Raw genomic sequence first — 12,658 nt, 5'->3', positions numbered from 1 at the left:
TTGTATTTTTGCGAAAATAGTTTTAGTCTATGTTATCCGAAGAATTATACAATGAAATTCCGTCGCTGGACCTGGCGGATTTCACCTCGGGCGATCCCGAACAGAAAGCTCGTTTTGTGCAGGATTTAGGTCGTGCGTTCAATCAGATCGGGTTTGTTGCCATCCGTAACCACGGGCTAACCGATGAATTGACAAAGCGGTTGTACGATTCCGCTCAGAAATTTTTCTCCGCTCCCGACAGTGTCAAACAGAAATATGAGCATCCTGAACTGAATGGCCAGCGTGGCTACATCGGAAAGGGAAAAGAAACCGCCAAAGGATTTAAGGTGGCTGATTTAAAAGAGTTTTATCACATTGGCCAGCCAGAGCCAGAAGGGGATATGCCAGCCAACGTATTTCCGGAAGAATTTCCTGAATTCAGTGAGGCAACGCTTGAAGCCTATCGGACGCTCGAAAATGCAGGCAAGCAATTGCTTCGGGCAATTGCGCTTTATCTGGAACTACCCGAAAATTATTTTGACGACAAAGTTCGGAATGGCGATAGCATTCTGCGGGCCCTGCATTACTTCCCGCTCGATCCGAATACGACGCCTGATGGAGCCGTTCGGGCAGCGGCTCACGGCGACATCAACCTCATTACGTTGCTGATGGGTGCATCGGCTGATGGGCTGGAAGTGCTTCGGCGGGATGGCAAATGGATTGGCATTACGGCGCTGCCGGATCAGGTAGTTGTCAACGTTGGCGACATGCTCGACCGGCTAACCAACCATAAGCTGAAGTCGACGATTCACCAGGTTGTGAATCCGCCCCGCGAAAAAATGAATCAGTCACGCTATTCGATTCCGTTTTTCATGCACCCGCGCGCCGATATGGACCTGACCAGTCTGGAGAGCTGTATCGATGCTCAGCATCCAAAAATATACGTCGATATGACGGCAGGCGAGTTCCTGGATGAACGATTAATGGAACTTGGTTTAAAGAAAGCGTAGATTGCCACGTTTCCTTCCCGAAAGATGGGCGAACCTGTTTCGGGAAGGAACATTTAGATTCCCTGCCTCTATCCCAATTGCATGCTGCCACATCTATCGACCGTCAAGCCTGTCCGCCGAATCCGGCATATCATCTTTCTGAAAGATGTGTTGATACTGGCTCTGACGACGTTTGGTGGTCCACAGGTTCATCTGGCCATGTTCTACGAGCGGTTTGTGCAGAAACGGCGATACCTGACTGAAGAAGAATTGCTGGAATTGAATGCACTGGGGCAGGTATTGCCGGGCCCAACCTCTACCCAAACCATCACGGCTTTAGGCTTCAAAATCGGTGGTCCTAATCTGGCTTATATTACGTTGATCATCTGGGTTTTGCCGGCTGTGAGCATCATGACCGTCGCGGGCATGGGTGTTTATTACCTGGAAAAACACCATCTGTCACTGCAGTTTGCGCGCTTCATTCAGCCGATGGCCGTTGGGTTCATGATCGTGGCCGGGTACCGGATTGGTCAGAAAGTTATCAAAAATAAGGTTAGCCTGGCGCTGGCCCTCACAGCGGCACTGGTAGCGTACGTGTTCCGCTCGCCGGTGATGACCCCCATTGTATTACTGATTGGGGGCGTAACGACAGCTCTGGCGTACCAGAAGCAGGAGCGCATGGAGAAAAAGCCACTTCGGGTTCAGTGGTCTAATTTCTTTTTGTGGCTGGGTGTGTTCATTGGCGCTGCCATATTGGGCGCCATTACCCAATCACTGCCCGTACGTTTATTTGAAAACTTTTACCGTAACGGTAGCTTCGTTTTCGGTGGGGGACAAGTGCTTACGCCCATGCTGTACAACGAATTTGTCGCGTTTAAGTGCTACCTGTCTCACGAAGAGTTTTTGTCGGGCCTTGGGTTAGTTCAGGCCGTACCGGGTCCCGTATTTGCCTTTGCTTCCTACATAGGGGCGTTGTCGATGCGTGACGCTGGTATGCACGGGCAAATATGGGGGAGTATTGTGTCGACAACCGGAATTTTCCTGCCCGGTACGTTTCTTATCTTCTTTGTTTATCGGTTCTGGGAGCAGCTAAAACGGTATCGGGTCGTTCGGGCATCGCTGGAAGGCATCAACGCAGCCAGTACTGGCCTGACCGCTGCCGCGGCTATTGCACTCTTCGAACCGATGGCTACGCACTGGCCGTCAGTCGTTATTGTTCTGATAACAATTGGCTTGCTGCTTTACACAAAAATTCCGCCTTATGTGCTGATAATGGGCGGTTTACTGGCGGGTATTATTCTATAAATTCTCTTCTCAGCTTATGAAACGGTTGGCCTGTCGGGTGGGTTTAGTGTGTCTGTATCTATTGACTACCTTGCTTACCCCTTCATTCGCACAGCCTGAAAGAGCGGGCACAGGAGCCACAAAGCCGTTCGTATTAGGATTGGTCGATGTCATTCAATCAAAGGAATTAGGCGAAGCCCGAACGTTGAATATTTACCTGCCTCAAGGGTACTCAAACGATTCTCTGGCTAATTACCCGGTCATTTATCTGCTGGATGGCTCTGCCGATGAAGATTTTATTCACATTGCGGGGCTGGTTCAGTTTGCTAATTTCCCTTGGGTAAACCTGCTGCCAAAGTCAATTGTGGTTGGTATTGCCAACGTTGACAGACGACGCGATTTTACGTATCCGACAACGATTCAAAAGGACAAAACGGATTATCCCACCACCGGCCATTCGCAGCAGTTTATCGCTTTCCTCGAAAAAGAGTTGCAGCCTTATATTCAGAAGACATACAGCAGCAATCCAGCAAAAATGCTTGTCGGCCAGTCGTTGGGTGGACTAGTAGCCACGGAAATTCTATTCAAAAAACCGCACTTGTTTACTCACTACGTGATTGTAAGCCCGAGTTTGTGGTGGGATAATGAATCGTTACTGGCGTTTAAACCAGCCATTTTGCAGCCAGACTTTCGCCAGAAAACGGCAGTTTTCGTTGGCGTAGGAAAAGAGGGGAAGATAATGGAAGCCGACGCCAGGCGATTAACCAACCTGCTGAAAAAGGCACCAACTCTGAGTGTGGGTTTTCAATACTTCGCTGATGAGAACCACGCAACTATTTTCCATCTGGCAGTCTACAGAGCGTTCGAGCAGTTTAAGAAAAAATAGACGTAGTGCCGACAATTTTAGCCGACACTACGTGCTTATTTAGAGCCTTTGGGGTCTATTTCTTTATAAAAATACGAGCTTATTCCCTTAAATGGGACGTTTAAACAGGTTCTTACCTCACAGTTCATCTGACAGGAACTTTCGGATGGTTTGGTAGGGGCGAAGGTTGTTTGTCTTACCGTTTGCGCCATTCACAGCTGGTGCTCCGTTGGGGCGAGGCTCGTTTGAACGAGTACGATTGCTGTTATGAAGCGAAAGCATTTCCTTACGTAACAGCCGTTGTTCTTCGTCGCTCATGGTACTACGTGTAGCTTCGCCCTGACCGTAACCGTCGTTGAAATTGCTGATGCGACTATCGGTTTGCGCGAGTTTCAGTTCAGATAGCAGTTCATTCAGGTCATTGCTGATGGTTTGCCGTTGTTCTTTTAGCTCGTCGAGGTTCGGCAGCAATTCAAGATTATGTTGCAGTACGTTCTGCTGCGTCCGTTGTTCAGCCAGTTGTGCGTCGAGAGGGGCAATTTCCTTATCCAGCCGCTTCAGGCGCCGACGCAGCTTCCACAACTTTATATCGGCCTGTAGCCATCGAAACCAGAAAGCCGACAGAACCGGCAGGGCAATTCCCAGACATACGGCCCCTGCCAGAGCAAACAGAATACCACTCAAGACAAACGATAGCAATGCCCAGGGGCTATTGACCAACGCTAGGTTCAATTCGCTCGACTCACTCAGCTGCTTCTCGATTTTGCTCATCGTAGACGGGCTCAGTACCTGCGTAGCGGCTGTCGGGTCAGTATTAAGCTGAAGTTGCCGAACCGATTTATTAATCGCTGCTTTCAGCTGATCGGTTCGGTAGGCTTCGTACCGAAACCAGCCAAGCACAGCCAGCGTAAGTACGGAGAAAATGGCCAGACCTATCTTGAATCGCTCGTACTTAGTGCGGTTTTCCTCGGGTTTTTCCTGATACGGTTTTTCAATAAGCCGATCATAAGCTGGTTTCAGCAGAATAGATACCATCGCCAGACCGACGGCAAATGCCCAGGCTTCGTTGGTGTTACGTATATTCAGAGCGTAAGCGACGATTTCGTGTGAAATAATCAGGTCACCAGCTAGAAATGAAATACCGGCGATTAAAAACAGAATCCCGGCCAGCAATGAATAGTCGGGCGAGGCTTTGGTCCTACGTTCCCGCAGATTTTCCCGGTCAGTTTCCAGTGCCTGACGATCGGCTTCTTTTTGTTTTACCTGCTTATTTAGTCGTTCGACCTGAAGAGAATAATTCTGCAAATCAGCATACGCTGTACGGTTTGCGTCGGTCGCTTCGGTCAATTTTTGTTCCGTAGCGGACAGTTCAGTACGTTTCTCCTGAATCCGTTCCGCAAGCCAGTCGGTGTTGATCTGACTGGATAAATAGCCCTCATATGTTTCCCGATTGACACCTTCAACACCGCTTGCATAGCCGTGCTGAAAGTCTGGGTTATTGGTTGGTTCCATAATCAATTCGTTTTCGAGTTGTCAAGTTGTAAGGGTAGATCATTAACGTCATCTCGTTCTTTATAACTCGTAAACTTTTATAACTCAATAGATTGGCAACTAGTTAAAAAACGCTTCCCGCTGTTTGTCTGTAAGCCGGTCACGAAGACTGCGGGCCAGTTCAAACTCGCTCAGAAATAAATTAACAAGTCGATCCCGCTGAGCGTTCAATTGGTTCCGTTCCGCTTCGGCCTGGTTCATGGCCACAACGACGGGCCATTTCTGTATCCGAATGGCATCGACTTCCTGTTCTAACTGCCCTATTTCGCTTTCCCAAACGGGTAATTTCTGTACCTGAGATGCGATTAGCGTGCGGTTCGAGGCAATTGTTCGAAGTTCAGCCTGCAACGTAGCCAGCAGGCTCAAAAAGAGTTTTCCGGAAAGCAAAAACACAAAAAAAATAAAGAGAAACAGGCCTGTAGCTGTTGCTACAGATTGCGTTTGCAGGGCATGGACAAAGACAAATACTGAACTAGCTAATGGTAAGCCAACCTCTTCAATAATCCGACGTCCTGATAGCCGCGTTTCGGAATCGTAGAAAACGGAAAACCGGCCAAACAGATTAAACATACCAGCCAGAAATACGCCTACGCTGATCCATTGGTTCGGAAAGGCGGGTTGTAGCGTTACGTCAACCAGAAAGAACGTACCGATACACAGCGCTACAGACAAGCACAGGCTGGCTATCGTTCTGATCAGGTTCGTTGGGGTGGCCTGGCTGGTACGCAGATCGTTCGCTCGATTGCGCAAGGTCGTTAGCTGATTTTCCCGCTGTTCAATCAGCAAATTCAGTTCGCCAATTTTTTCGCTCTGCTGGTCAACGAAAGCTTCGAAGGGCGCCGATTGTTGAGCAAACACAGCGCGGATCTCCGCGATTTTTCCATCCGCCTGCGTATCAGAAAGGCCAAACAAAACGCCCTCATCCCGTAAGAATTCATCATCAATGAGCCAATCGGGTAAAGCGGTGGCTGGCGGAAACGGAACCGGCTCCGGAGCAAAAAATAGCTCGCCCTCGAATGGCTTTGGTACCACCGTATTTGCTGCAACCGGAGCGGATGCAGTAGGCGAGGTCACCGGTATGGGCGACGAAGAATCATGGGCAAAAAAGGTAAACAGGCGTTTGAAAAGCGTCATTATAGTGGCCGGACAGCCAGTGCACTTGCCGGATCAGGTTGTTATTGAGAAAACGGCCGTAAATACGTAAATAGTACTTAATCGGCCCAAGCCGAAGTAGAATTGGATCGAAAATATTTTACCCTTAGGGATGTAAACTCAAGCATGTAGCTATACTGACTGAGAGCAGTTGTGAAGCACTTTACGTTTTCTGTCGCGTAAATTCAGTTGTTTGTTTACCCAAAGCCACCAGTTATTTACCTCTCTTGGCGTCGCACGTTTTTTTGTGTCAGTTTCGTGGCTGGCAGTTGTTGCTCCAGATTAATTGCGACTGCTACTAACCCCCATCATTTCCCATGAAATTTCCCGCTGGTGAGCTGTTTATTGTTGGCTTTTTTCTGATCGGCGTCGGCTTTCTGAGCGTCGCGTATTATATCTACCAAAGTCATCAGCAACTGGTAAAAAATGGCATCGCGACCAAGGGCGTCGTTATTAGTATGCATCGAATAAAACCAAGGGAGTATCCGGTGGCACCTTCTATTCGTTACCGGGTACTGGACGGCCGAGAATTGGTATTTCACAGTTCAGTTGGCCAAAACCCGCCCGCTTATCAAATTGGGGATGAAGTGACCCTGTATTACGATCCACTTCACGCGGAGAAGGTAGAGCTGGACGGTGATTACCTGATGGTGTACGTGATGGCCGGGATTGGCGCGGTGTTTCTACTTTTATCCGTCTGGAACGTTGCCGAGTCTACGGTTATCATCTGGAAGTGGTTATTCGCCGATAAAGGAATGTACTGACAAACACCTCAATAAATTTAGTTAGATCCAGCATAGGTCCACCCTGCGTATTATCGCAGGAACATTCGCTGGAGGGCTCCCCAAAGTCGTCGTTTCAAATTCTGGTCAGCTTCAATGGTTGGCAGCGAGTCGGCCATCAGGAACGTAATACCCTCAAACCGAACGGGCGCGTAGCGATCCATCATAATATCGAGATCGATCCGTTCGAAAGGCACGCCAAACGTAATGAAGTGATGGATGTATTTGCCGCGCAGCAATTCAGCAAAATTTACATCCCGAACCCCATGTAAATTCAGCAGATCAACACCATTGACATTGAGGTTAACGGCCTTCAGAATTTTCTCCAGAAATAGCAGATTACTTGGGTCCAGAGCTTCGTCGGCCAATAGCAGAACTTTATGATTAAGCTGTGGTAATCGGGGTTGCTGCTGAACGGGTGGTAGTATGGATGGAACCGTTGGGCGCGGGGGCGGTTCGGGTAAGGGCTCAGGGGTTAGTTTCTGTAAGGCGGGTTCCGAAAGAGTTTCAATCGAAACAGCTACGTTAAGATCGGGTTGAATGGACGTAACACTCTTAGCCATTGGTTGGGCCGCTAATACGTCCAATTCTCTCAGTAAGTCGAAAGAAGGCGCAGCCAGTGGATCAACAACAGTATCATCTACGATTACCGATAGGGATTCAACGGGTTGTTCAGCTGACATCCATACGTCGTCCGCCAGCCGAAAAATGGGATCAGCCTGGTAAAAGGTTTGGTAAAAATTTTTGGCTGACATTGGAATCGAATAAATAGATATTGGTAATTATGGCAGCTATGGTAATCGACCCCTGTAGTATTTGATTTAAATTAATCTATTCAAATCAAATACTACAGGGGTCGGCTGTGATTGTTCAGGACTCGATTTATCAGGCAATCACCGCCTGGCGATGAATAATCGCTTCACGATCGGGACTAGTCGAGATAAAATTGATGGGTAGCCCAAGCGAATCTTCCAGAAAATAAACATACGTAGCCAGTTCAGCCGGTACGTCGATAAAGGACCGAATGTCCGTTAAATCAGCCTGCCACCCTTTAAACGTTTTATAAATCGGCGTTACGGCCGTATCGCACAGGTCATAAGGTAGCTGTTCGGTAACGGTACCATCGGGTAGTTGGTAGTGTGTGCAGACCTTTATTTCGTCGAAAATATTCAATACGTCTACTTTCATCATCACCAGCTGCGTAACGCCGTTAATCATAATGGCGTATTTCAGAGCGGGCAAATCCAGCCAGCCGCACCGACGTGGGCGGCCGGTAGTGGCCCCAAACTCACGTCCTTCCTTACGAATACGTTCGCCGGTTTCGTCGGAAAGTTCAGTCGGAAATGGACCGCTTCCTACGCGGGTACAATACGCTTTGAAAATACCGTAAACATCGCCAATCTGACGGGGCGCTACGCCAAGCCCGGTACAGGCGCCCGCGGTCATTGTGTTCGACGACGTAACGAATGGGTACGAACCAAAATCAATATCCAGTAGCGAACCCTGTGCACCCTCAGCCAGCACTTTTTTGCCATCCGTGAGAGCGTTATTAACAACGTATTCACTATCAGTCAGTTCGAACTGCTTCATGAATTCGACAGCTCCAAAAAATTCCGCTTCGGCTTGCGGAAGCACCGAGGCATAATCAAAATTGTTCTGCTCCAGAATAACTTTGTGTATAGCCACCAGTTTGTTGTACTTATCCCGAAAATTTGGCGACAGGACATCCCCAACGCGCAGCCCCTGACGAGCTACTTTATCCTGATACGTTGGTCCGATGCCGCGCAGAGTTGACCCGATTTTCGAATCGCCTTTGGCCTGCTCATAAGCTGCATCCAGAAGCCGGTGGGTGGGGATGATGATGGAAGCTTTCTTGGAAATTTGCAGATTTTGGGTCAGGGCCAGATTGTACTTTGCCAGACCGTCGATTTCTTTCTTAAAAACAATCGGGTCGAGTACGACGCCATTGCCAATGATATTAAGAATATCGTTGCGAAAAATACCAGAGGGAATCTGGTGCAATACGTGCTTGAACCCGTTGAATTCAAGCGTGTGTCCGGCATTTGGACCGCCCTGAAAGCGGGCTACAACCTGGTACTGTGGTGCCAATACGTCCACAATTTTACCTTTCCCTTCATCGCCCCACTGGAGGCCTAATAAAACATCGATCATTATGATTGGCCGCTAAAACGGCTGTAGTTATACAGATTCACTAAGAGTACGTAGGTCTTTCTCTGGTGCTGGTTGAATATCCCGAAACGTAAAGGCCATTGGTCCGGAGCCAAATGCGTTGAGATGTGCAAGCCGCTTTTTGGCCTCTTCTACAGTCGGTTGATGCCCGTTCGGAACCCACCAGAGCACTGTTGTCAGCTGACCGGGTTTCTCAAACCATTTCCGGCGATCTTTCATTACGTCGGTATGCAGGCTTTTGAAAACAAAGGCCTGTAGCTTTTCGGGAGATTCCCAAACGGACATGTTTACAATAATACGGTCATCGTCGAAGGGACGAAAATCCGTTGCGTTATTGCCATCACCTTTCAATCGCCAGATAAACCCATCACTTTGCTCGGCCAACTGGTTTATGGTATCGAGCTGTGCAACAAAATCGGCCATAATCGGGTGATCGATGGTCGGGGCAAGCATCCGGGAAATATTCAACTGAGCAAGGTGGGGCATTGATACAGGTAAGCTGAAGTTTTCTTAAACTCGACTCATCAACTGACTTTCAGGCTGGATTCCAGAAAAGCTAAGGCGTTTGTCAGCGGTTAGTTTTCGATAGGTTCCTGTATGGCCTGCTGATCTTTTTCAGTAACCTGCCGGTTTTCGCAGAAATCGCGGGCGCAGGAGCCGTAAAAAATCAGCGAATGGTGCATCACTCTGAATTTCAGCATGTCGCCGACCATGTTCTGAATGTTCTGAACGCGCGGGTCGCAGAACTCCATTACTTTATGGCAATCGGTACAAATCAGGTGGTCGTGCTGACGATACCCATAGGATTTTTCATACTGAGCCAGGTTCCGGCCAAACTGGTGTTTCGTTACCAGATCGCAGTCAACCAGTACGTCCAGCGTGTTATAAACGGTTGCCCGGCTGACGCGGTACTTCTTGTTTTTCATGGAGATATACAACTCATCCACGTCGAAGTGATCCTGCCGGTTATAAATTTCTTCAAGAATGGCAAAGCGTTCGGGTGTTTTTCGGAGACCCTTTCGTTCGAGGTAGGCCCGAAAAATCATCATCGCTGCCTCTAAATTCGATTGTGTCGGAGCAGGCATATCCAGATCCAATTAAGTGAAAGTGCAAAGGTACGGGTTTGTCGTTAACAGTATTCGGTTTGCGGCCTGAAACCAGCGTTTATTCGCTGACGTAGTCAGCCGAATACTGTGAACCGATATCATGAGTCGAAGCGAATTACTTCAAATACACCGGCCACACGTTCTATTTTGCGCATAAGTGTTTCCAGATGGCCCGTGTCGTGAACGTACAGACGAATGTTTCCTTCAAAGATGCCATCTTTGGAGTCGATAGCTACGGACCGCATATTAATATGTAGCTCATTGCTGATAATCCGCGTTACGTCGTTGATTAATCCAACCCGGTCGGTACCCGTGATTCGAAGGCCAGCCAGAAAAGCCAGCTCTTTCTGAGAGGTCCATTTGGCTTTAATAATACGGTTGCCATGATTCGACATCAACTCAACAGCATTCGGACACGTAACGCGGTGGATTTTAATGCCATCATTAATGGTTACGAAGCCAAATACGTCGTCGCCCGAAATCGGATTGCAACACTTGGCAAGCGTATAGTCGATCCGGTCCATGTCTTCCCCAATGAGGAGCATATCGGCGTCGGCCCGTTCGCCATGAATTTTCTTCAGCTCTTTAACAAATGCCTTTGCATCGGGCAGCGTATCCGTATTGAGTTTGTTCGTCCGGTTCTCTTTCGCTTCCTTATCGGCCTTGAACTTTTTTAGTTCCTGTACGTCGATGTGCCCTTTGCCAACCCGGTAGAAGAAGTCGTCGGACGTTTTAGAACCGAAATAGGCCCGCAACTGGTTGATGAGCTCGTTGGTCATCTCCATGCGCAGGATACGCAACTTCTTATTAACCAACTCCCGACCGTCAATGACGTACCGCTTGTTGTCTTCCTTGATTAAATCCTTAATCTTGGTTTTGGCTTTCGACGTAACCACAAACCGCAGCCAGTCTTCGCTGGGTTTCTGCCGGTTCGACGTAATGACTTCTACCTGATCGCCATTCTGTAAAACATAACTCAAAGGCACAAGCGTATTGTTGACTTTTGCCGCCATACAGCGCGCACCAATCTGGGTGTGTATGTCGAAGGCAAAATCAAGGGCGGTTGCGCCACGTTGAAGTACCTGCAAGTCGCCTTTAGGCGTAAAGACAAACACTTCTTCGCTGTAGAGATTACTTCGGAAATCATCGACAAACTCAATGGCAGCTTTTTTGTCGCCACTTCCCGCCGACTCGATCAGGTCACGTACCTGACTAATCCAGGCTTCAATACCGGCGCCGGTTTGCGTATCATTGCCTTTGTACTTCCAGTGGGCCGCGTAGCCTTTTTCCGCAATTTCATTCATTCGCTCCGTACGGATCTGCACCTCTACCCACTGTCCCAATTTGCTCATAACCGTAGTGTGAAGGGACTCGTAGCCATTGGCACGTGGCGTACTGATCCAGTCTTTCAGCCGGTCGGGATTGGGCTTGTAGTGGTCCGTTACGATGGAATAGGCTCGCCAGCAGGCTGCTTTTTCTTCTTCGGGCGGTACGTCCAGAATGATCCGAACAGCGAACAGATCATAAATTTCTTCGAACGGTTTTTTCGATTTGCTCAGTTTATTCCAGATTGAATAAATCGATTTCGGACGACCCTTAATGATGTATTTGATTCCTGTTTCAGCCAGATCCTTTTCAATGGGTTCTATAAAACGACCGATGAAGCGGTCGCGGGCCAGTCGGGTTTCGCGTAATTTTTTGGCAATTTCTTTATACGCTTCCGGCTCAACATGCTTCAGGTACAGGTCTTCCAACTCCGACTTGATCGTGTATAAACCCAGTCGGTGCGCGAGCGGAGCATAGATATAAATGGTTTCGGAGGCAATCTTCAGCTGCTTGTCGCGTGGCATCGACTCCAGCGTCCGCATGTTATGAAGCCGGTCGGCAAGTTTGATCAGAATGACCCGAACATCGTCCGAAAGTGTCAACAACATCTTACGGAAATTCTCAGCCTGCTGAGACGTACCGTACTCGAAATAGCCCGATATTTTGGTTAAGCCGTCAATGATTCGGGCAACTTTAGGGCCGAACGCCCGGTCGATATCAGCAATGGTGGTATCCGTATCTTCCACGACGTCGTGGAGAAGGGCAGCCACAATACTGGTGGTTCCCAGACCAATCTCCTCAACGGCGATCTGAGCAACAGCCAGCGGATGGTAGATATAAGGCTCTCCTGAACGCCGACGCATATTTTTGTGGGCTTCAGCAGAGGTATTAAACGCGCGTTTGATGAGTTTGGCGTCGTCGCCTTTCAACATCGGTTTTGCCGCCCGTAGTAGTCGCCGGTAGCGTTTCAGGATTTCCTGGCGCTCCTGCTCTAGGTCGATAACGGGTTCAGCAGTGGCATTCATCATAAATGGCTTATTTGCGAATAGTGATTCATGGTTGTACTCTACTACCAAGATAACAAAATAATAATCGATAATTGATGTGCCGGACTAAGTAAATTTATCATTTATTGCTATAGTCAGTTCTCCGGTAAAGAAACCTGAGGAAAAAATGGGAGGATGTTAGCGTACAAATAAATTTTTTTATACTTTTGCACCCTGAAACGCTCAAACAGCCACCGGTTGTGGGAGTTACAGATCTGCGGGCGTGGCGAAATTGGTAGACGTGCCAGACTTAGGATCTGGTGCCGCAAGGCATGGGGGTTCGAGTCCCTCCGCCCGTACCAAGTTTTGAATGACTGAATGATTAAATGATTGAAATAAATGCTCCATAAGCTATTCAATCATTCAATTACTCAGTCATTCAGTCATT

General features: G+C 48.4%; 11 protein-coding genes and 1 tRNA gene. 5 read left to right on the top strand and 7 right to left on the bottom strand.

All coding sequences use genetic code 11. The annotated features are described in order from the left end of the window. Positions 1 to 29: 29 nt before the first annotated feature. From LN737_RS21270 to LN737_RS21260, 3 genes are all read left to right on the top strand, one after another. On the top strand, positions 30 to 989 hold the full coding sequence (locus tag LN737_RS21270; protein ID WP_405511830.1) for an isopenicillin N synthase family oxygenase: 960 nt from the start codon (positions 30 to 32) through the stop codon (positions 987 to 989). A gap of 81 nt (positions 990 to 1,070) precedes the next feature. Next, a complete protein-coding gene (chrA, locus tag LN737_RS21265) occupies positions 1,071 to 2,273 on the top strand; it encodes a chromate efflux transporter (RefSeq protein WP_405511829.1) in 1,203 nt (400 codons plus the stop codon). 16 nt (positions 2,274 to 2,289) lie between these two features. Beyond that, a complete protein-coding gene (locus tag LN737_RS21260; protein WP_405511828.1) occupies positions 2,290 to 3,138 on the top strand; it encodes an alpha/beta hydrolase in 849 nt (282 codons plus the stop codon). Between the two features lie 117 nt (positions 3,139 to 3,255). Here the strand turns inward: LN737_RS21260 and LN737_RS21255 are convergent, their stop codons facing one another. Beyond that, on the bottom strand, positions 3,256 to 4,629 hold the full coding sequence (locus tag LN737_RS21255; protein WP_405511827.1) for a hypothetical protein: 1,374 nt from the start codon (positions 4,627 to 4,629) through the stop codon (positions 3,256 to 3,258). A 99-nt stretch (positions 4,630 to 4,728) separates the two neighbouring features. Then, positions 4,729 to 5,802, bottom strand: a complete 1,074-nt coding sequence (locus tag LN737_RS21250; RefSeq protein WP_405511826.1) for a hypothetical protein — start codon at positions 5,800 to 5,802, stop codon at positions 4,729 to 4,731. A 335-nt stretch (positions 5,803 to 6,137) separates the two neighbouring features. Between LN737_RS21250 and LN737_RS21245 the strand changes: the two genes are divergently transcribed. Beyond that, positions 6,138 to 6,584: a DUF3592 domain-containing protein gene (locus LN737_RS21245; protein WP_405511825.1), complete on the top strand. Its 447-nt coding sequence runs from the start codon at positions 6,138 to 6,140 to the stop codon at positions 6,582 to 6,584. A gap of 50 nt (positions 6,585 to 6,634) precedes the next feature. Here LN737_RS21245 and LN737_RS21240 read toward each other — a convergent pair whose 3' ends face one another. The 5 genes from LN737_RS21240 to LN737_RS21220 form a co-directional block, all read right to left on the bottom strand. Continuing rightward, on the bottom strand, positions 6,635 to 7,357 hold the full coding sequence (locus LN737_RS21240; protein WP_405511824.1) for a hypothetical protein: 723 nt from the start codon (positions 7,355 to 7,357) through the stop codon (positions 6,635 to 6,637). 130 nt (positions 7,358 to 7,487) lie between these two features. Continuing rightward, on the bottom strand, positions 7,488 to 8,774 hold the full coding sequence (locus LN737_RS21235) for an adenylosuccinate synthase (RefSeq protein ID WP_405511823.1): 1,287 nt from the start codon (positions 8,772 to 8,774) through the stop codon (positions 7,488 to 7,490). 27 nt (positions 8,775 to 8,801) lie between these two features. Further along, a complete protein-coding gene (locus tag LN737_RS21230; RefSeq protein ID WP_405511822.1) occupies positions 8,802 to 9,278 on the bottom strand; it encodes a DUF3291 domain-containing protein in 477 nt (158 codons plus the stop codon). A gap of 89 nt (positions 9,279 to 9,367) precedes the next feature. Beyond that, entirely contained in the window at positions 9,368 to 9,877 is a 510-nt protein-coding gene (locus LN737_RS21225) for a Fur family transcriptional regulator (RefSeq protein ID WP_405511821.1), read from the bottom strand. Positions 9,878 to 9,996: 119 nt separating this feature from the next. Further along, positions 9,997 to 12,249 (bottom strand): bifunctional (p)ppGpp synthetase/guanosine-3',5'-bis(diphosphate) 3'-pyrophosphohydrolase, encoded by a 2,253-nt coding sequence (locus tag LN737_RS21220; RefSeq protein WP_405520480.1) that lies wholly within the window; start codon positions 12,247 to 12,249, stop codon positions 9,997 to 9,999. A gap of 238 nt (positions 12,250 to 12,487) precedes the next feature. Between LN737_RS21220 and LN737_RS21215 the strand changes: the two genes are divergently transcribed. Continuing rightward, a tRNA-Leu gene (locus LN737_RS21215) sits at positions 12,488 to 12,572 on the top strand. The last annotated feature ends 86 nt before the right edge of the window (positions 12,573 to 12,658 follow it).

The sequence above is a fragment of the Spirosoma sp. KNUC1025 genome, assembly GCF_045160025.1.
In the GTDB taxonomy this organism is placed as follows: Bacteria; Bacteroidota; Bacteroidia; order Cytophagales; family Spirosomataceae; genus Spirosoma.
The sequence above is the reverse complement of the archived record's forward strand: the minus strand, read 5'-3'. Positions and strand labels throughout refer to the sequence as shown.